The organism is Stieleria sedimenti, assembly GCF_025060895.1.
Lineage (GTDB): Bacteria > Planctomycetota > Planctomycetia > Pirellulales > Pirellulaceae > Stieleria > Stieleria sedimenti.
Genome location: NZ_JANZKV010000180.1, coordinates 12,630 through 32,412 on the forward strand (window position 1 = coordinate 12,630; position 19,783 = coordinate 32,412).

The 19,783-nt window shown below is 58.1% G+C and carries 15 protein-coding genes and 1 pseudogene; 8 read left to right on the top strand and 8 right to left on the bottom strand.

The genetic code is table 11. The annotated features are described in order from the left end of the window. Positions 1–128 precede the first annotated feature (128 nt). Entirely contained in the window at positions 129–2,675 is a 2,547-nt protein-coding gene (locus NZK35_RS22720) for a cytochrome c3 family protein (protein ID WP_259634819.1), read from the bottom strand. A 542-nt stretch (positions 2,676–3,217) separates the two neighbouring features. Here NZK35_RS22720 and NZK35_RS22725 point away from each other — a divergent pair. The 3 genes from NZK35_RS22725 to pncA are packed head-to-tail and all read left to right on the top strand — an operon-like array spanning position 3,218 to position 6,010. Continuing rightward, positions 3,218–4,696: a nicotinate phosphoribosyltransferase gene (locus NZK35_RS22725; RefSeq protein WP_259634820.1), complete on the top strand. Its 1,479-nt coding sequence runs from the start codon at positions 3,218–3,220 to the stop codon at positions 4,694–4,696. Then, complete coding sequence (locus NZK35_RS22730) at positions 4,693–5,382, top strand: NUDIX hydrolase (protein ID WP_259634821.1); 690 nt, start codon at positions 4,693–4,695, stop codon at positions 5,380–5,382. The genes NZK35_RS22725 and NZK35_RS22730 overlap by 4 nt, the downstream gene beginning before the upstream one ends. Next, positions 5,372–6,010, top strand: a complete 639-nt coding sequence (gene pncA, locus NZK35_RS22735) for a bifunctional nicotinamidase/pyrazinamidase (protein ID WP_259634822.1) — start codon at positions 5,372–5,374, stop codon at positions 6,008–6,010. Before NZK35_RS22730 ends, pncA begins: the two co-directional genes overlap by 11 nt. 31 nt (positions 6,011–6,041) lie before the next feature. On the opposite strand, the gene NZK35_RS22740 is transcribed toward pncA, so the two are convergent. Further along, entirely contained in the window at positions 6,042–6,794 is a 753-nt protein-coding gene (locus NZK35_RS22740; protein WP_259634823.1) for an energy transducer TonB, read from the bottom strand. Next, entirely contained in the window at positions 6,791–6,994 is a 204-nt protein-coding gene (locus NZK35_RS22745; protein ID WP_259634824.1) for a hemin uptake protein HemP, read from the bottom strand. Before NZK35_RS22745 ends, NZK35_RS22740 begins: the two co-directional genes overlap by 4 nt. A gap of 358 nt (positions 6,995–7,352) precedes the next feature. Between NZK35_RS22745 and NZK35_RS22750 the strand changes: the two genes are divergently transcribed. The 3 genes from NZK35_RS22750 (at position 7,353) to NZK35_RS22760 (ending at position 12,111) form a co-directional block, all read left to right on the top strand. Continuing rightward, positions 7,353–9,671: a TonB-dependent receptor gene (locus NZK35_RS22750; protein WP_259634825.1), complete on the top strand. Its 2,319-nt coding sequence runs from the start codon at positions 7,353–7,355 to the stop codon at positions 9,669–9,671. 149 nt (positions 9,672–9,820) lie between these two features. Continuing rightward, positions 9,821–10,255, top strand: coding sequence for a VOC family protein (locus NZK35_RS22755; RefSeq protein ID WP_259634826.1), 435 nt, complete (start codon positions 9,821–9,823; stop codon positions 10,253–10,255). A gap of 5 nt (positions 10,256–10,260) precedes the next feature. Then, positions 10,261–12,111 carry a glycerophosphodiester phosphodiesterase family protein gene (locus NZK35_RS22760; RefSeq protein WP_259634827.1) on the top strand — a complete coding sequence of 617 codons (1,851 nt, stop codon included), beginning with the start codon at positions 10,261–10,263 and terminating at the stop codon, positions 12,109–12,111. A gap of 205 nt (positions 12,112–12,316) precedes the next feature. Here the strand turns inward: NZK35_RS22760 and NZK35_RS22765 are convergent, their stop codons facing one another. Further along, positions 12,317–12,457, bottom strand: a complete 141-nt coding sequence (locus NZK35_RS22765) for a hypothetical protein (protein WP_259634828.1) — start codon at positions 12,455–12,457, stop codon at positions 12,317–12,319. After that, on the bottom strand, positions 12,454–13,905 hold the full coding sequence (locus tag NZK35_RS22770) for an alkaline phosphatase D family protein (protein ID WP_259634829.1): 1,452 nt from the start codon (positions 13,903–13,905) through the stop codon (positions 12,454–12,456). The genes NZK35_RS22765 and NZK35_RS22770 overlap by 4 nt, the downstream gene beginning before the upstream one ends. A gap of 164 nt (positions 13,906–14,069) precedes the next feature. Between NZK35_RS22770 and NZK35_RS22775 the strand changes: the two genes are divergently transcribed. Next, positions 14,070–15,389, top strand: coding sequence for an outer membrane protein assembly factor BamB family protein (locus NZK35_RS22775; RefSeq protein ID WP_259634830.1), 1,320 nt, complete (start codon positions 14,070–14,072; stop codon positions 15,387–15,389). Positions 15,390–15,792: 403 nt separating this feature from the next. On the opposite strand, the gene NZK35_RS22780 is transcribed toward NZK35_RS22775, so the two are convergent. The 3 genes and pseudogenes from NZK35_RS22780 to NZK35_RS22790 form a co-directional block, all read right to left on the bottom strand. Further along, entirely contained in the window at positions 15,793–16,011 is a 219-nt protein-coding gene (locus NZK35_RS22780) for a dodecin family protein (protein WP_259634831.1), read from the bottom strand. A gap of 174 nt (positions 16,012–16,185) precedes the next feature. Then, positions 16,186–16,710, bottom strand: a pseudogene (locus tag NZK35_RS22785) (ECF-type sigma factor); the annotation flags it as partial. Positions 16,711–17,013: 303 nt separating this feature from the next. Then, the gene (locus tag NZK35_RS22790) at positions 17,014–17,895 is read right to left on the bottom strand and encodes a DUF6923 family protein (RefSeq protein ID WP_259634832.1); all 882 of its coding nucleotides are present in this window, start codon (positions 17,893–17,895) and stop codon (positions 17,014–17,016) included. A gap of 264 nt (positions 17,896–18,159) precedes the next feature. On the opposite strand from NZK35_RS22790, the gene NZK35_RS22795 reads away from it, so the two are divergent. Further along, complete coding sequence (locus tag NZK35_RS22795; RefSeq protein WP_259634833.1) at positions 18,160–19,782, top strand: serine/threonine-protein kinase; 1,623 nt, start codon at positions 18,160–18,162, stop codon at positions 19,780–19,782. Position 19,783: the final 1 nt, after the last annotated feature.

Consider the following 19,783-nt stretch of genomic DNA (forward strand, 5'->3'; position numbering starts at 1 on the left):
ACCTTTCGACCTCCCCTCGCTTCGCTCGACCCTCCTGCCAGGAGGGTGACTTTAAAACTGCACGCCCCGCTTTCGGTTGTCCGTCGGCTCTGCCGCCGGCAATCGAAGAGGGAAGGGGTTTTGGTGGATCAGCGGCGTCTTCTTCGCCACCAGATGACGCCGGACAGGCCCGCGAGTAATCCTCCCCCCACGCCAGCGACTTGCCCCCAAGCGGACATGAGGACGATCTTGTGGATCAGCCCTGCGTGCTGCTCGTTGGTTTTAGGGAGCTGCCCGGTGTACTTGGCGATGTGATGCAGAAGGTTGATGGCGGCGGAGTTGGCGGGAATCTCCTGATGACAGGCAATGCAGGTGCCTTCCCGCTCGATTTGCTCGATTTCTTGCTTGTTCAGGGCGCGCGAGAGTTTCCAGTGGTGGCCCACCGTGGCGAGTTGGTTTCCGTCGCGGTCGACAATCTGCGACCAATCATGATCCAGATTTTCGATCGCGGGTTGTTGCGGTTTCGCCCGCTCGGACAACACCGTTCCGTCGGTTGTTTCGAGAGCTGCGAAATGTGATTCATTCCACGGTCGTGTCCCGGGGATTCCCAGGCCCAGGGCCTTGTCCGACGCGTGGCACGATTCACAGCTCCGCGCGTTTTTGGTCATCGTGTGTGGCTGGGTGGGGCTCATGTCGATCGCCAACTGGCCGCGTTCTCCACTGCCTTCGGTACCGGGCGGCGTCTTGAAAATATGATTTTGCAGAATCGTTTTGCCGTCGGCTCCGATGATGGTGACCGATGGCTGGCAGCCGGGCGCCAGCGGCGTCACGCGACCTTCGCCGTTGATTCCCATCATCGGCTCCTCCCATCGCAGGTAACTGCGACTCTCGGTGACCTTGCCGGGAATCACCGTCTGGAACTGCTCTTCACCGTCCGCCGTTCGGTACTCCGGTTGCATGTGCTTGCGACCGGCGGCCACCCAATCGAACCCGGTTTGTGACTCATTGCATTCCGGGCAACGATCTTTCTGGCTGTAGTCGACTTTGACGTGACACCCATAACACTGCGGCGTCCAACTCGCATGACAGGTGTAGCATTCCATCCGGTCCAAGTGCTTGGCAACTCCCTGCATCGCAACCAAACCTCGCGTGCTGATCTGGTTTTCTTCCACCAACATCTTCAACGGCTTCAGCCGCAGGTCTTTGCCTTCGGCGGTGTAGACGATCACCTCGTCGCCGTCGCGAACCGTGTTTTCGTAAGGATTGCCTCGGGCAGTCAACAGATACCCGTCTTTTTTGTCGTGTTGATACCCGGCCCAGGTGTGCGGCAGTTGTTGATCGGTGACGCCACGCGGCTGGCCATCGGCCGGTGACATGTCGAATTCATCCATATAGCCGAGCGGCAATTCCCACGGATACTTGTCCGGCGTTCCGTGGCAATCGGAACATTCGATTTGCACCGCAGCCAAGGTCGTCGGATTGAGGAAACCGTCACCGTGCACGTCGATCGAAGTGTGGCAATCCTGGCACTTCATGCCCTTTTGATAGTGAATGTCTTGCTCCATCGCGATGTAGTGCTTGGAGTGCAAGTCGGGCGTCCCGGATCCCGTTTCGGTGAACGGCGACGTGTACGGCGTTTCCATCAATCCTTGAAAAGAGACGCCCACGCGTTTGCCGCGATTGTGGCACGTCGTGCAGGTTTCAACCGCCAAGCCGTGATAGCTCGTTCCATGCACGGTGACGGTCGCTTCACGCGTTCCCTGAATTTGATGGGTCAGCGGATGCGTCGGCTCGTCCGTCGGGATCGAACGGTCGTTTCCTTCATAGTAGCCTTCGTTGCTGTAGGGAACATGGCACGACGAACACCCCATACCGCGAAAATCGCCTCGCCGCGATCGTCCCTTGACGGCATGGTGACAGCGGTTGCATTCCTGACGGATGTAGGTGAACGCGGCGAGTTCCGGGTTGTCGTTGAGCTTTTCCAATTCATCGAAACCCACTGCGTCGGGCAAGGGTTCGTGCCGATCGACAAACACGTTGGGTTCCAGCTTTCGCAACCGTTCCATGTAGTCGCGATAGACGTCGGTACCAAGCCTCGCCTTGGGGTCGGTGGGGTTCTCCACCGCGTAGTTGCCGAACTTGTGCTCGTAACCGGTCAGCGCCCCGAACGACCAGCACGTTCCTTGGATCTTGCCCGCCTCGGTCATCATCAGACTTTGCCACTGGATCTCCACTTGTTCCATGTGGCACTGGCCGCAAGTCTCTTCGTTCACCCAGGGGCTGCCGGGATCGGGAAAGAAGTTGTCGCCCCCGTGCGCAATCGCTTTGTCCTTGGTCTCGGTCGGATCGCCGTTGTGGCAAACGACACAACCCGCCGGATCTCCCATCTCTTTCCCGCGGGCCATGATTTGGTTCAGCATTTCGGAACCGATTTCTCGAATCGGCTCGATTTCTCCGTGACACGTCATGCAGCCCGACTCGGCCGCTTGGGGAAAGTGATCGACCAATCGTTCTTGCGAAACCGCAACCGCCGTCGTGGCAATCCAGCAAAGAAACGTGATCGAAGCGATCCCGAACCGAGGCGTCCAAGCGCACCTTACAGCGAGGATCGGTGTCTCGCTCATCCTGTCAAACATCAACGGCAAACTCTGGGGCAGCGTCTCTCGGAATGCGTCCGCGATGACCGGATCAGGCACGCGATGGGCGGTTGAGTTTCACCGCATCGGTCTCCGCGTGGAAGCGCAATTTGCCCCTTTCAACAGAAAACCGAGGATTCTTGCCCCCACGACACCAGAAGTGCGCACCGCGAGCGTCATGGTTCACCCTGGCGAAATTTCGCCCGAGCTGGCTGAATCGATAAACGCCCAAGAACATGAGACCCATCGATAACAGCGCGAACCCACGGATGACAAATCTGGTACCCAGCCCACTGGGTTGGGCTAGGTAAATAAACGGCGCATCGTCCCAATCTGTTATGTGGTTGTGTTTCTTACCGGGCCAACGGCCCTGCAGTTTGCCTAGCCCAGCCCAACGGGCTGGGGTGTGAGCACAAGGGGTTCGATAGGGCCGAAGGTCCGGCGATTTGGTCCCCTCTTCATCGGTTGAACCAAACGGCCGGGCCTGCAATTCGTGTTCGGTGACGGTACCCAGCCCGGTGGGCTAGCTGAATGATCGGGGCGTTGCCCCTATCTTCTGTTGGCGACTTCGTGTAGCATATACACTAAGAGGGGAAACGAAAATGAACGCATCATCGAATTCGCTGGCGTTGCTGACCGACTTGTACGAACTGACGATGGCCTATGGCTATTGGAAATGCGGTAAAGCGGAGCAGTCCGCGGCGTTTCATCTGTTCTTTCGCAACAGCCCGTTTCAAGGCGGATATGCGATTGCCGCCGGTCTGGAACCGGTGCTGGACTTTTTGCGTTCGTTTCGATTTGACGCCGAGGATATCGCGTATCTGGCAACGATACTCGGCAATGACGGTCGGCCTCTTTTCGACGCTGACTTCTTGCAGTACCTCGGCGAACTCGAGCTGACGTTGGACCTGGATGCAATCCCGGAAGGCACGGTTGTTTTTCCACATGAACCGCTGCTGAGGGTTTGCGGGCCGATCTTGCAATGTCAGTTGATCGAGACGGCGATGTTAAACCTGATCAATTTCCAGTCATTGGTCGCAACCAAAGCATCTCGCGTGGTGATGGCGGCCCAAGGTGACGCCGTGCTGGAATTCGGGTTGCGGCGGGCCCAGGGAATCGATGGCGGTCTGGCGGCCAGTCGTGCGGCATACATCGGCGGTTGCGCCGCAACCTCGAATGTATTGGCCGGCAAACGATTCGGGATACCGGTCAAGGGCACCCACGCGCACAGCTGGGTGATGTCGTTCGACAGCGAACCGGAATCCTTTTCCGCCTACGCCGACGCGATGCCGAACAACTGCGTCTTTCTGGTGGACACGTATGACACACTACAGGGCGTTCGCCATGCGGTAGAAGCGGGACAGCGGCTTCGCGACGCAGGTCATCGAATGGTCGGGATCCGACTGGATTCCGGCGACCTGGCGTGGTTGAGCATCGAAGCCCGTAAAATTCTCGATGCGGCCGGATTCCCTGATGCGGTGATTGTCGCCAGCAATGACTTGGACGAACGTCTGATTCAAAGCCTGAAGTTTCAAGACGCTGCGATCACGGTCTGGGGCGTCGGAACCAAGTTGGTCACCGCCTACGACCAACCCGCCCTGGGCGGCGTCTACAAACTCGGCGCGATCAAAGACGAATCCGAGCAATGGCAGCCGCGCATCAAAGTCTCTGAGCAATTGATCAAGACATCGACGCCGGGGATCCAGCAAGTGCGTCGGTACGTGGGAAGCGATGGCATGGCAATCGCCGACATGATTTACAACGAACTTCAGCCGCTGCCGGAAACTTGCGTCGCGGTCGATTTCCAGGATCCCACCCACCGAAGTCAGTTCGACGCGACGGTCGCATTCGAAGACATGCTCAAGCCGATGATTCGGCAAGGCAACTCTGTCGGCGAACCGATTCCACTAGACGACATTCGCGGTCGAGCGCTGAAACAATTGCAGCAATTTGACCGCACGATTCTGCGGCTTGACCATCCACACCGCTATCGTGTCGGGCTCGAGCAAGCCCTGCATGACTTGAAGGATCAAATGGTGCTGGAATCCAGGCAACGCGGCAAAACGGGGAACACGGCATGAAGTCGACCTACAGGTTCCCGAGACCTGCCTTGACCGTGGACTGCGTTGTCTTTGGGCTCGATGAACCCGACTTAAAGGTCCTGCTGATTCAACGTGATTTGGAACCCTATCGAGGCAAATGGGCCTTGCCGGGTGGTTTTGTCCATCTCGAGGAGTCGCTCGAGGATGCCGCCAGGCGAGAGCTCAGGGAAGAAACGGGGCTCGAAAAAGTCTTTCTGGAACAGCTTTACACGTATGGTGATCTGGATCGCGATCCGCGCGAACGCGTGGTCACGGTTGCCTACTATGCTCTGGTCCGACTTTCGGATCACCGTGTCGTCGCGGCGACGGACGCACGCGATGCGGCATGGTTTGGCGTGCACGACGTCCCACGCCTCGCGTTCGACCACGACCGCATCTTCGACACCGCTTACCAACGGCTTCAAAACAAGCTGCGATACGAACCGATCGGTTTTGAACTGCTGCCGAGGAAGTTTACGTTGAGGCAGCTGCAGCGACTTTACGAAATCATTTTGGACCGGTCACTCGACAAACGCAACTTCCGGAAAAAGATCCTGGGCATGGAGGTGCTTGAAGAACTTGATGAGGTGGAGTCGGATGTGGCGCATCGCGCAGCCCGGTTGTACCGATTCAATCAGAAACGTTATCGCGAGATGGTCAAACAGGGAGTGAACTTTGAAATCTGACACCAACACAGAAGATCATAGAGGCTTGTTGCTGGTCGATCTGCAAAATGATTTCGTCCAAGGGGGAGCACTGGAGGTGCCGGGCGGACTGGAGGTGATCGACGTGGCCAACACGTTGATTCCCAAGTTCGGTTGGGTGGTTGCGACGCAGGACTGGCACCCCGCCGATCACCAGAGTTTCGCCAGCCAACATGCCGGACTGGCCATCGGAGATCAGTTTTTGCTGGATGGAATCCCGCAAATTGCCTGGCCGGATCACTGTATCGAACACACGCGTGGGGCAGAGTTTGTGGCATCGTTGAATCAGAATCGAATTGACCATGTGGTTCGCAAGGGAACTCAACGTCTGATTGATAGTTACAGCGCGTTCTATGACAACGGACACCAGCATTCGACCGGGCTGGCGGACGACTTGCGCGGTCACGGCATTGAGCACGTATTCGCAATGGGATTGGCCACCGATTACTGCGTTCGAGCCACGGTGTTGGATGCGATCCGCGAAGGTTTTCGCGTGACGTTAGTGGTCGATGGCTGTCGCGGCGTCGAACTGCAACCCGGTGACATCGAACGGTCCCTTGAAGAAATGCGAGACGCGGGCGCCGAACTGATTCGCAGTGACGAGCTTTGATCTCGACGCAAGTGAGGTCACGGTCGCCTGATCACAACCGGAACCGCACCGGCAAGACTTCTTCCGAAGCGATCGCGCGACCGAAGCGTCGGGCCGGTTGGCCTTTCCATCGTTTCACCGCCTCGACGGCGGCTCGATCGAGCGAGCCGTGGCCGCTTGATTCGATGATCTCGACCTCGCTGACTTTGCCAGCCGTGTCAACTCGCAACCGCAACAACACCGTGCCTTCGAGTCGGTTGCGGGCAGCATCGAGCGGGTACTGCGGCGGAGGATTGGACGAGAAATCGACAGGCGTTTCGGGGGACAATCCGACCGGTTGAGGAATCGGGATCGCATCGATCGCCGGCGGCGGCGTGACGTTTCGTACAAACCTGCGGGGCGGCCGAACCGGAACCTTCGTGTCAATCGTGGGCAACTTCGCCGCTTCGATGACTTGACGCTCAAGTGCCGCGTCAGCCTGCGAACAAAGCTCGGGGAATTCCGGGGGGGCAGCAAGCAGAGTGGACCTGCTGGTTTGAGACGGTTGGGCTTTCGCGGTGTCTTCTGATCGATCCGGGGGCGACATATCCAAGGCTGCGAGCGGTTGGATCGTCGGCAGTGGAAGGATCTGTACCGGAAAATCCAGCGCCGTCGGGCTGGCAACGCTCAATTCGATCGCGACGACATGTTGTTGTCCCGCGGACGAGAATCGCTCGGTTGCCGCCATCGGCACGACGCACAAAACTGCAGCGCCGATCGCGTGGAGGAACAGGGAGACCAGTGTGGAGCGAACGGGAAAACTCATTTGCACAAGTATAACTTTCCCGATGAAGTTCGTCGAAGGCGGTACATCAACTCGCCATGCTCGATCCAGATTTCGGCGCGGCCACGAAACAGATCTTGAGAGGCGATGATCAACGGAGAAGTGTTCGGTGATGGGGTGGCCCGATGGGGTGCCGGCGGGTCGGCCATGGGGTCGTCGGGTTCGTCATTGGGTTGCTGCATTCAAATTCTGTTTTGCAGATCGCATGCCAATCCGGATCCGGCGAGCATTTCTGGGCGTCTTGATGCCCAATCCGGTCAGAAACGTCCAGTTTTCCTGGGGTGAAGCGTGTCGAATTGACCGCCAACGCGGGCACCGCTGGTGGATTTCCCACCGGCGCCGGCGGACTTTCCATCGTCATGTTTTGCCTCACCGGTCCGCCTTGTTCGTGTCGCGTTGACTTTGACGGCACCCCCGGCGACCTCGAAAGCGATTGAATCGAATACGCCGATGACAACCAATGGATCAGTTTGAACGGAAATGCCGACCTAGCATTGTCGCCACGGGAGCGTTTTCGTTCTGAGAGGGATGTACGACATCGTGAAACACCAAACCATGATTGCATTGGCGCTGGTTCCGGCTCTCGGGATCGGTCTCTGGCAGACGCATTTGTCAGGCCAAGACCCCACGCTGCCGGAAATCGAGGTGCGTCCGCCGACAACCGATCAGGCCCCGCCGGTTGGGGAACCTGACATCGAAGCCTCCAACATTGAAGCGGCGTTTGCCGGACAGGATTCGACGACTGCCGGTATCAATCCGGCGCCGCAATCGAATGCTGCGCCCCAGAATGCTTCGTTCCCTTCGCTCAGCGAGCAGCTTTTCGGCGGCACGATGAGCAACCCGACGGGGCTCAATAGCGTCTTCCGCAGTGAGAGCGATTTGTTCGAAACGCCACGTCTGGGAACCATCGTCGACCGCGACGAACTCGACCGCCGACAGGCGTCGACGGTCTATCGAGCGTTGCAGAACGAAGTCGGCGTCATGTTGCAACAAACCGGCAACGGGCAACTGTCCCCGTTCATCCGTGGATTGACCGGGCAACAGATTTTGATTTTGGTCGACGGGATCCGGATGAACACGAGTATTTTGCGTCCGGGCCCGAACCAGTACGCGGCGACGATCGACCCAGGATCGATCGATCGCATCGAAGTGATCCGCGGTGCCGAATCAGCACTCTGGGGCAGCGACGCGATCGGCGGCGTGATCAATTTCGTCACGCGGAGCGCCGATCCGTTGCGAGGCGACTACGCGAGTCCCCACTTCAGCCAATTCTACAGCACGGCCGAAGCGTCGTCGTACACGCGAACCGGATTCAGCGGCTGGTATGGGGCGACTGGATTCACCGGAGGCGTGTCGTACTTGGACGTCGGTCGTCTGGATCGCGGTGGCGACCTGGGACGACAACCCGGCACCGACTACCAACAGTACGCCGGAGACCTGAAATTGCAACGCATGCTGACCGAGAATCACCTGTTGACCGTCGCGATGCAGCACTTCGAACAGGAAGATCTCAAACGCAGCGATCGCTTCTTACCGTTTGTGCTCGGTCCGGCCAGCGACGGAAGCGTGCCGACGCAGCGACCGACGGTTTTCGATCCGCAGCAACGCGATTTGTTGTACGGGCGTTTGGAAGGCTTGCTGCCAGACGATGCCGTGCTCGCGGACCTGTATTCCGTCACTCTCTCGGGGATGCGAACCAAAGAAGCGTCCGTCGTCGATCGTTATTCCGGCAACGACCCGGCCGCCGTTGTAACTCGTCGTGAAATCGGCGAGTTTGATGATTGGGGCTGGGGGACGACGCTTTCCTTCGTCAAGGACATGCAAGTTTATGGCAAGCTGACCTACGGAACCGATTACTACAGCGAGTCGATTGATGCCGAACGCGTGCAAATCAACAACCCTGACTCCCCCGGCGCGACGCCGTCGGTCACGGATCCACAATACCCCGATGACTCGGAAGCCGATCGGGTCGGCGTCTACGCATCATGGAACGTCGCGTTGACCGGTCGGCTCGATGCCACGACGTCGCTCCGGTACGAGAACATCAATGTGTCAGCGACACCGAACTTTGATACCCTGGGCCCAACCTACTTTGAACGGTCTTATCAAGACTGGATCGCGAGCGTCGGTTTGGGATACCGGTTGACCGACGAAGTTCGTCTGGTCGGCGGCTACTACGAAGGCTTTCGGGCACCGACGATCGACGACCTGACGGCCAACAAAACGTTCCTGCAAAACAACCAATCGACGCCGCTGGTCGGCAACCTGGACGTCGAACCGGAACACAGCAAAACCTATGAAGTTGGGTTGAAATTCAATGATGATCGTTTGCGACTCCAGCTGAAAGAGTTTTGGACGGATTTCGACAGCTTCATCAACCGCGAAACGATCGGCGGCTCCCGCTTTCTGACCAATCAAGAAGCGTACATCAATGGAACCGAACTGGCCGGCGAGTACCTGCTCACTCGCAACCTCGCCCTGTACGGCAACTTCTACTACACCTACGGGACGGTCACGACAAACGACGATCCGATTTCGCGGATCCCGCCGATGCAAGGAATCCTGGGGCTGCGATTGACCGAACCGTGTCGCCGATCTTACGTCGATGTCTATACCTGGATGGTCGACCGCGCCGATCGCTACAGCGAATCAAACCTGAGCGATGTGCGGTTCATCGCGGGCGGCACCCCTGGATACGCGACGTTGAATGTCCGCATGGGACGCTCATTCGGAAAGGCAAATCAGCACCAGCTCTCGTTGTCGCTGGAGAATCTCACCGACAAGTACTATCGCGTGCTCGGCAGTGGAGTGGACGGTGCGGGATTCAATGCCGTGTTCGGTTATCAATACGCGTTGTGACCGCGGCGGTTGGTGTCCAGCCTTTAGGCGATTTCCTACTCGCTGCTTCGCAGCGAGCAGGGCGATTCGCTTGCATTCTCCAATGCGGCCGATAGACTCGCTATCATGACGCTCGAAACAACACGAACCCTGACGTTGGAGCATCTTCGATGCTGACACCTTTTCATCTGGCTATTCAAGTTCGCGACATTGACGAGACGCGTGATTTTTACGGGGGCAAGATGGGGCTGGCCGAAGGGCGTAGCGACTCAGCATGGATCGACTTCAATCTGTTCGGCCATCAGTTGGTTACGCATCTGAATCCCGCCTTGGGGCGGGATGGTCGGGTGGCCAAGCATCATAATCCGGTCGATGACCATGCGGTTCCGGTGCCGCATTTTGGTGTGGTGCTGGAGGTCGATGTATGGAAGCAATTCGCGGATCGTGTCGCCAGCTTTGTGGACGAGTTCATCATCGAGCCCCATGTTCGTTTCAAGGGTCAACCGGGCGAACAGCACACGATGTTCTTCGAGGATCCCAGTGGGAACGCATTGGAATTCAAGGCGTTCGCGGACATCCAATCCCAACTATTCGCCATCGATTGATGCACATGATTTACCGAGCACTGCTGCCACTGCTTGTTCTCACCAGCCATCTTGCCGCCGCTGAACTGCAGTGGATCCGGGTCAGCGACGACGGAAAGAAGTTCGTCCGTGCGGAATCCGGCGCGCTCTTTATTCCGTGGGGTTTCAATTACGACCACGAAGGCGACGGCAAACTGCTCGAAGACTATTGGGATGACCAATGGCCCACCGTGGAAGCCGCCTTTGGTGAGATGAAAATGCTCGGCGCGAATGTGGTTCGCATTCATCTCCAGTTCGGACGGTTCATGGAAAGCCCGACGGAGCCGCGGCAACATGCACTCGACCAACTTGCCCGTCTGGTACTGTTGGCCGAGCAAACCGAGCTGTACCTCGACCTGACCGGACTGGGCTGTTACCACAAACAGGACGTGCCCGCCTGGTATGACAAGCTCAGCGAAGAAGACCGTTGGGCGGCACAAGCGGTGTTCTGGGAAGCGGTTGCGAAGACCTGTGCGGCAAGCCCCGCGATCTTTTGTTACGACCTGATGAACGAACCGGTCGTGCCCGGTGGCGACAAGCGGCGCGACGATTGGCTGGGACCGGGATTCGGCGGCAAGCACTTTGTGCAGTTCATCGCGCTGGATCGAAAGAACCGAAACAGGACGGATATCGCACGAGAATGGATCCGCCTGCTCGCCTCGGCGATCCGCAAGCACGATAAACAGCACTTGGTCACCGTCGGACTGGTCCCGTGGAGTTTGGATCGCCCGGGGATGACTTCGGGATTTGTTCCGGAGGCAATCGCCGACGAACTAGACTTTATCGCCATGCACATCTACCCGGAGTCGGGCAAACTGGGCGAGGCGGTCGAGACGGTCAAAGGATTTGCAGCGGTGGGTAAACCGGTCGTCATCGAAGAAACGTTCACGTTGAAGTGTGGCGCCGACGAGCTGGAACGGTTCATCGATCAATCTCGGCCCTACGCGACGGGCTGGATCGGATTCTATTGGGGAAAGACGCCGGATGAAATTCGCCCGGCCAAGACCATCCCTGAGGCACTGACGTTGGGTTGGCTGGAACTGTTTCAAAAGAAACGCGACGAGATCGTTGCAGACACGGAACCGTTTCTCGACAACGGCGTGACGGCGCATCGGGGAAATTCAGGAAGTTTTCCCGAGAATACGATGCCGGCGTTCCAGAGCGGGATCGATCTCGGAGCCGACTGGATCGAGTTGGACATCTTACGCACCCGAGACGGCCGGCTTGTTGTCATTCACGATCCAACCACCAAACGTGTCGGCGACCAAGACCGCGTGGTCGCTGAAACGACCTATGAACAGCTTTCAAAGATCGACGTGGCGACTGATTTTCGGCGACGGAACGACAAGAGCGTCGAGGAATGTCCGGTCCAACGGATTCCGCTGTTGAAAGAGGTGTTGCAGCAGGTCATGACGCAAAACCAGACTCGGGTTTCGATCCAGCCCAAGATGGATTGTGTCGCGGATGCCGTGGCGCTCGTCATTGAGATGAACGCCGAGCGATGGGTCGGGTTCAACGACGGAAACCTCGACTACATGGCCCATGTGAAACGACTCGCCCCGACGATCCCCGTGTTTTGGGATCGGGGCAAGCAGACGAACATCGACGAAGACATCGCGATCGCAAAGCAACACGGATTCGAAGCGTTGGTGGTCCATCACGAAGGCATCACGTCGGAGAAGGTTCAAAAGATCAAAGCGGCCGGGATCGCCGTCGGCGCGTGGACGGTCAATGACCCGGACACGATGAAACGCCTGCTCAAGCTCGGCGTCGAGCGGATCTACACCGACCATCCGCGATTGCTGCTTTCGTTGAGAGCGGACGGGCTTGTCGATTGAATCGGCCGATTGGCTCACACTTTCTTGCTCTTGGTTAGCGGCAGGACGCGAGCCCTCCGGTCTTTCACTTGCTCTTGGTTAGCGGCAGGGCGCGAGCCCTCCGGTCTTTCACGCTCTTGGTTAGCGGCAGGGCGCGAGCCCTCCGGTCTTTCACGCTGACTTCAGGCTGAGACCGGACGGCTCGCGCCGTTCCGCTAACACATCATCACTTCGCCGTCGCCCAGCCATGACCGTTGGGGATGATCGCCCTGCTGGCACGAACGTTGGGAATCTCGCTCAGCGGCGTCAAGGTCTGTTCCGACGCATCGTGCCGCATTGCCATTCGTTTGACAATGTCGCGGCTCAATCGTGGCTCAACTCGCTCAGTTTCAGCGGGAATTCTTTGACGACCTCTCCACTGTTGTCGATGCACTTGAACGTCATGACGGGATCGTCGCTGCGCAGGTCGAAATGGAGTTGCCCCCAAAAGTTGCCTTCATTGTAGGACCAGACGGCGTTTGGGAACGTCTGGTGTGTGTGTTGGTTCGTCACCTTCGCCGACACAAACTCATACAGCGGATAGCCTCGCGGACGTTCAATTTTCCAAATGTCCGAACGATGGCGATCTCCGGAGATCAGAATCACGCCATCAATTTTCCGGTCATTGATCAGATGAAAGATCTCGTCGCGTTCGTTCCGCGCCCAGGTACCGGCCCACGAATCCTTGCCGTCTTTGTCGGCACCGTCGGACCACATCGTTCCCGACGCGATCACTTTGAACTTGCCTTTCGCCTTGGCCAACCCATCGAGCAGCCATTGTTTCTGGTCCGGCCCCAACATGGTTCGGTCTTGCTTGTCGCGGTAGAAACGTCCGTCGGTCATGAAGAAGTCGACGTCTCCGAGTGAGAACGAATGCCACGTGCCTGGCATTTCCGGACCACCGCCGTAATGTGGATTGTTCCAATTCTGGGTGAAGACCTTCCAGTTGGGGCGTTTCCAGTCCGCTTTTAGACCAGAGCCGCCGGAGGAATCATTCATCGCCATGTCGTGGTCGTCCCAAACGGCATACATGCCAACGCCGGCAATCAGCTCGCGGTAGGCCGGGCTGAGGCAGCGACGGTAGTAGAATAAACGTTGGGCACCGCGGCGATTGACGACATCGATGTAAACGTTGTCACCGAGCCCCAAGTAGGCCAAGGGTCGCGATTGGGCCATGTTGCGCCACGCAAATTCATTCGGCGGGACGTAGCGTGATCCCGAGCCGAACGTCACGTGAAAGTCAACGGCTTGCCCCTTGTCCGGCGCCGTCCGGAATTTGAACGTCGGGGATTGGATCGTGCGGCCATCGATGTTGACCGAATAGGTGTAGTCGGTGAAGGGTTGCAAACCCGTTACCGTCATGACGGCCGTGAAGTCGTCTTCGGCCGCGGTCTGCACGCTTGCAGACGCCTGTTCCCCGACGTTAACTTGAACCCGTGCCGGCCCTGCGGTGCGAACCCAAAACTTCGCCGACGTCGGCTTAAGGTCGCCGAGCATGGGTCCGTTGAAAAGTTTCAAGTCGTGTTTTTCGACCAACTTGACGAACTCGGGTTCGCTCAACAGATCCGGCATCCCCCCCTCTGCCCCGAAACGCCCGGTTTGTCCTTTCGGGTCACTGCCGTACAGGGCGTCGATCAAGTAGGGATCCAGATCCAACATGACCGGATCCTGCTCGCCACCGGTCAGCGGTTCTTTTGCCCAAACAGACGTTCCTGCGGCAAGCAACAGCGTCCCGATGAACGGGGTGAGAAGCGTCATCCAAGGTTTCGTTTTCATTAGTTTTCCTTCTAGGTCGGGGCAAGGTGTCCGACATTCTAGGCCACCAAAGTGATTCGCGCTTGCCACCAGCCAGACGGCAGAATCGAAACGGCGAAAGTCGCTATGATGGCTGTCTGACGGGACCTGTTTTGCCTTATCCCCTAACCGACTCAAGGATCACCATGAGAAAGACCTGTTGCGCCGCGATCGTACTCTGTTTGCTAAGCACCGCCTCGCAAGGCGTTGGCGACGACCAGAACTGGTCTCAATGGCGGGGACCGGCAGGCAGTGGTGTCACGACGACCGAGCGAGTCGTCACGCAGTGGGGACCGGACCGAAACGTGAAATGGCGAATCGATTTGCCAGAACCCGGCAATTCGACGCCGATCGTCTGGGAAGACAAGGTGTTTTTCACCCAGCCGCTATCGGAGACGAACGAGCGAAGTTTGTTCTGCGTGGACCGCAACACCGGTCGCGAAATTTGGCGGCGCGGCGTGGTGGATGACCGTCCGGAAGCGTCGCACAAAACCAATCCGTATTGCTCCGCCTCACCGGTGACCGACGGAAAGCGGGTGATCGCCTGGTTCGGTTCGGCTGGATTGGTTTGCTGGGATCTTGCCGGCAACGAAATGTGGCGCCGCGACCTTGGTCCTCAAGAACACATGTGGGGTTACGGAACCTCCCCGATTCTGCACGACGACCTGTGCATTCTGGCGTTTGGTCCGGGAAACCATGAGTTTCTGCTCGCCGTCGACAAGACCAGCGGAGAAACTCGCTGGGTCGTGGACGCTCTGGATGACGCCGCCGAACGTGCGCTCAGCGGTCCAGAAAATGACGGCAATGCCAATGATTTCACGAGCGAAAAGCAACGCAGCGAACGGCTGCGTGGCGCGTGGAATACACCGATTCTGTTCGAGGTCGATGGCCACTGGGAACTGGTCGCCGTGTTGCCGCGGCGCGTGAGTGCATTTGACCCTTCGACCGGCGAACGGCTTTGGACCTGTGGCGGTGCTGCCCCCTTGGCGTACGCTTCGCCGATGGAATCCGACGGCGTCGTCGTTGCCCTGGGCGGCTACGGTGGTGCCTCACTCGCCGTCCGTGCCGGCGGTCGTGGCAACGTGACCCAAACCCATCGGCTGTGGCACAAACCGCGCGACAGCGGATGGTTGGGGACAGGCGTCGCCCATGAAGGTCTGATTTATATCTGCGGTATGAATGGCGTGCTGAGCTGCTTGGATGTCCAAACCGGCGAGCAGCTTTGGAAAGATCGCGCCGGCGGGGGTGGCACTTGGTCCAGCATCACCCAAGCCGCCGACGGACGAATGTTCCTGTTGACCAAATCCGGAACCACCACGGTCTTTCAGCCCGACGCCAAACAACTCACGCAACTCGCCGAGAATGAACTGAAGGAAACCACCAATGCGTCCGTCGTCTTGGCCGGCAGGGATGTTCTGATTCGCACCGACAAAGCCCTCTGGTGCATCGCCGAGCCGTCACCGTAACCACCTTCACTCCGATGGCGGCCCGGTGGATCGGGCTTCTCAGCAGGCCCAGCCACAGCGAGCAGATGTGCTACGACGCCGCACTGCGGACGAAGTCTGAGAGGACGACCAATTCAACGCGATTGAAGCAATGCTGATGGAATATCAATCGGTCGCCCAGTGAAGTGGGTGAAGCTCGGCCTGATTCACCCAACACACCGTGCCGACGAGACGCTTGCACAGCTCTTCGAACACGCGAAAAAAAAGATCGACATTCGAAGAGGTGAACACGAGCAAGCGTCTGTTCGGAAACAGTTGTGCTAGTTCGCACGTCGCTGTGACAACCTTGAAACGCGAACGCCTCGCGTTGCGTGTAAACAACGACCTCACGTTCGCGTCAGTCAAAGCTCATCCTCGCTGACGTCTACTCTTCGGAAGGATGGTATTTGAACGAAACCTTCACTTTGGTCCGATACGCAGTCACCTTTCCTTCGGAAATCTGCATATCCATTTGCGTGACTTCGCCGATCCTCATGTCTTTGAGGTGTTTGGATGCGACTTCGACCGCCGAAGCAGCGGCTTTTTCCCAGGAGTCGGGGCTCGTTCCTACCAACTCAATCACTTTGTACAGATGGTCGCTCATGATCGTCTCCTTTCACAGTACATCAATCGAAAACACTGACAACGCCACCGGCCTCAACAAGAGCAAGATCCGTACCGTCGGAAGCCTACGGTTCTGCCAGCGGAAAGAGAGCGTTGGGAGTGGCAGCGGCTGATCGCCGTGAGGTTCAAGCCGAAACACACCTGCCGTTTCTGTTCAATGCATCAGGCACACCATACGTGCCTTGGCATACGCCCAGTATCGGTCCGCGGTTGCACGCGACAGGTTTAAAGCCTCGGCGGCGTCTTGGTGGGTCAAGCCGCAGAAAACACGCAACTTGACCAATTCGGCTTTGACGGGATCTTCCTCTGCGAATCGGTCCAGACATTCGTGAATGGCGAGAATCTCGTCAGGCGGCAGCGGCAGCTCCACTGGAATCGGGCACAATTGCTCTCGGTCTCGTCCGCTGCCACGTTTTATCGTTTGCTTCGCCCGGGCGGAATCGACCAAAATCCGCCGCATCGTCTCCGCAGCCGCCCGTAAGAAATGCGACCGACTACTCCAGCCACTGATTTCATGCTCTCCCTGAAGTTTCAGATAGACCTCGTTGACCAGGGCGGTCGGCTGTAGCGTGTGATCGGGACGCTCCTGTCGAAGTTTGTGTTGTGCCATGTTGCGAAGTTCTTCATACAACGTCTGCAACAACTGGTCTGTTGAGTTGGCAGTTGGATTCATGGCTGAGCGGACACATCGAGTCTGAACAGAAGATCACTCAGCTGTAAGCATAGTCGCTCTTGGACACGACATGCAAGAAACGGAGGTCGAGCGGGGCACGCATCGCCCGACCCAGCCGTATTGAGCACTCAAGCGCAGCGATTCTCGTAGGAATCTGACTCGTACCCGATTCCCGGTGGTCCCGAAAAGAAATTGGAGTATTGCGCGTCGAACGAGCCAGGGAACGAAGGCGGGAACATCAAGTCAGTGTCCAGAGGGACGATCGAACCTGCCGCGACGGCTGTCGGACCGGAAAAGTGGCTGACGTCGTCAAACAGGATCGTGGTGGCCAAATCGCTCAGCGAGAGAGCCGCCCCCTGCCGATCCAACTGCACCGCGACGGTGAATGGCGTGCCGACCTCGATAAAAGAGAGGAGCCAGCAAGATGGCAAGCAGCGGCAAAGACGACGGCTCGGGGATCGCGACCGGTGCGGCGGCCAGGCCGGCGAGAAAGAGCCCCGTGTTGCCGATGGATGTGGCGTGCCCGGTTTGTAAATCGAACGAAAACAATTCTCCGCTGGCCGTCAGATACCCCGAACCGCCGGGACCGTTGGTCATCCCACCAATGCTGCCGGCTGGACGTGGCAATCCGGTCAATACCGAGACGGCGGCGCTATCCGGATCAATCGTCACTAAATCGTTTCCGCGGGCATCGATTCCCAGCAGTTGATTGCCGGACCAGGCGAGCCCGTTGATATCGACGTCGGCGGCGAATTCGGTCGTTGAGACAACTTCTCCCGTGTTCGGATTGATCCGCATCAACAACTCGGTCTCGCTGCCCTCCGCGGCGTAACCGTTCGTCGCATACAGCACGCCGCCCGGCGCGAATTGCAGCGCCCCCTCAAACACCGAATGGATCTGCGTCGGTCCGATCTCCGTGGACGTGCCGGTTGTGGGATCGACCCGGTACAGACCGGTCGGGCTGCCCAGTGCGGCAGAGAGGACCAGCAAATCTCCGCTCGCGGGATCGTATTCCAACCCGCCAACGATGCCGGTGTAGGTTCCCTGGCCGATCAAGGTACTGGAAGCATCCGACGTCGAGATTGAGTACAAATCGCCGTCAAAGGTGATTCCAAATACGGTTTCTGCCTTGGCGGACGGGACGGCGAACCACGCGGAAATCAGCAACAGGAAAAGATGGCGGTCAATCATGATCGGAATGAAGTTTGGTTGAATCGAAACGCCCCACTAGTCACGGCGAGAACACTCTCCCTGACGCCTCGCATTTTTTGAGATAAACTAAATATTTCCCCGCCCGAAAAATTACCAACGAACAAGCGTTGAACAATGCTCCGCCCATCAGAATGCCCGGCGATTCCTGCTTGAGGCACGTCAGCGGTCGAATCCGCCGAACTGGATGGAGGCGACCTCACGTTCGACGCACTCTTGTGGGCTGAGAATCGGTGATCGATGCGAATGAATTCTGTTGATGACGATTATTGGGAACTCTGCCGAATCGAAGACCCCGGGCAGCGGACACGAAGACTCGACCAACTGTGTGGCAACGATCTCGCACGGCGGAAACGTTTGGCGGATCTGCTCGCCCATCGCGAACGTGCGCAACGCTTGTTCGGGGGCTTGGATTCAGGGAATCGGGACCGCGTGCAGACAGCCACCGACAGCGATCCGCTAACGCAGACCACCGAGGGAGCGTTGGACGACACGCGGGACCAACGCCTCGTCGGCGAGATGGCGATCAACCAGATCGGGCCCTATGCGATCATTCGATTGGTCGGCCAGGGCGGCATGGGAAACGTTTTCAAGGCCCGGGATCCGGCCCTCGATCGTGAGCTGGCTCTCAAAGTTCCCCGCATCGAAGTGATGCTGTCGCCCGATGTCAAACGGAGATTTTTCCGCGAGGCACGGGCGGCGGCGCGGCTGGATCATCCCCACCTGGTTTCGATCCTGCAGGTCGGTGCAGACGGTCCTTTCCCCTTCATTGCAACCCAGTGGTGTGATCACGGCGATTTGGCCACTTGGATGCGGGCAAACCCGGGACCGCGTCCCCCTTGCGACGTCGCACTCTTCATGGCGGACGTCGCCGATGCGGTACAACATTGTCACGACCGTCAAATCGTGCATCTGGATCTAAAACCATCCAACATCCTATTGGTAGCCCGCGATGGCGGTTCACAGTCGGAGTCTTCAGTCGCCGGATTGTCCCCCAAGGTCACCGACTTCGGATTAGCGCGGCTGATGGACGTGCAGCTCGATCGAACCACCGACAGCATGTTTTTGGGCACGCCGTTGTACATGTCACCCGAGCAAGCAGAATGCAAACGAACACTGATCGGTCCCTGTAGTGACGTGTTCGCTTTAGGCGTGGTGCTGCACGAACTGTTGATCGGAGTGCGGCCGTTCGAGGGCGAGACGCTGACGGCAGTGTTGGACCGCATTCGTCAAGTGAACCCGGATTCGCAAGCCCAGCTCAAGCGATTGCCGCGTGATTTGCGAACGATCATCACCCGCTGCCTGCAGCGCGACCCGGCCGACCGCTACTCTTCGGCGTCGGCGCTGTCGGACGACTTGAGAAATTTTGCCGCGTCCCGACCGATTCAGGCCCGACCGGTCTCTCTTGCCAGGCGATTCTGGCTGTGGTGCAACCGCTCCGAACGGATCACCCAAGCGGGCGCGGTGACCATCGCGATCCAGCTTGCCGTTTTGGGCAACCTCTATGGGCACTTTCTACTCCTCGCCCTCGGCTATGAACTCAATTTTCAGATGGACAATTGGGAGTTTTTCGTCGAAGGCCTTCCGCTGGCGTTGTGCCTGCATCTGCCGTTATTAATCAATGGAGTGCGAACAATCCGTCATCGGCGCTGGAGTGTCGCGATCGGAACGACAGTCAGCGCCGTTTTCGTCGCCTCGATCGCCATGGTGTTGATCCGAGGCGAATCTGCCTTTTCGATGTATCTCAACAACCCCTTCGCAAGCTACGTCGCCCACCTGTTCATTCTCTGTCTGGCGACGATCCAATTCGCCGTCCACCTGGTGGCCATCCCCGCCGCCCGGGCATCTGCGTTGGTGTACAGGCTTTAGC

Excerpts from the sequence above, each read along its gene's own strand:
- NZK35_RS22725 (WP_259634820.1), top strand. The coding sequence starts at position 3,218 with ATGAACGCATCATCGAATTCGCTGGCGTTGCTGACCGACTTGTACGAA.
- NZK35_RS22730 (WP_259634821.1), top strand. The coding sequence starts at position 4,693 with ATGAAGTCGACCTACAGGTTCCCGAGACCTGCCTTGACCGTGGACTGC.
- NZK35_RS22740 (WP_259634823.1), bottom strand. The coding sequence starts at position 6,794 with ATGAGTTTTCCCGTTCGCTCCACACTGGTCTCCCTGTTCCTCCACGCG.
- NZK35_RS22745 (WP_259634824.1), bottom strand. The coding sequence starts at position 6,994 with ATGCAGCAACCCAATGACGAACCCGACGACCCCATGGCCGACCCGCCG.
- NZK35_RS22755 (WP_259634826.1), top strand. The coding sequence starts at position 9,821 with ATGCTGACACCTTTTCATCTGGCTATTCAAGTTCGCGACATTGACGAG.
- NZK35_RS22760 (WP_259634827.1), top strand. The coding sequence starts at position 10,261 with ATGATTTACCGAGCACTGCTGCCACTGCTTGTTCTCACCAGCCATCTT.
- NZK35_RS22770 (WP_259634829.1), bottom strand. The coding sequence starts at position 13,905 with ATGAAAACGAAACCTTGGATGACGCTTCTCACCCCGTTCATCGGGACG.
- NZK35_RS22775 (WP_259634830.1), top strand. The coding sequence starts at position 14,070 with ATGAGAAAGACCTGTTGCGCCGCGATCGTACTCTGTTTGCTAAGCACC.
- NZK35_RS22780 (WP_259634831.1), bottom strand. The coding sequence starts at position 16,011 with ATGAGCGACCATCTGTACAAAGTGATTGAGTTGGTAGGAACGAGCCCC.
- NZK35_RS22790 (WP_259634832.1), bottom strand. The coding sequence starts at position 17,895 with ATGATTGACCGCCATCTTTTCCTGTTGCTGATTTCCGCGTGGTTCGCC.
- NZK35_RS22795 (WP_259634833.1), top strand. The coding sequence starts at position 18,160 with ATGAATTCTGTTGATGACGATTATTGGGAACTCTGCCGAATCGAAGAC.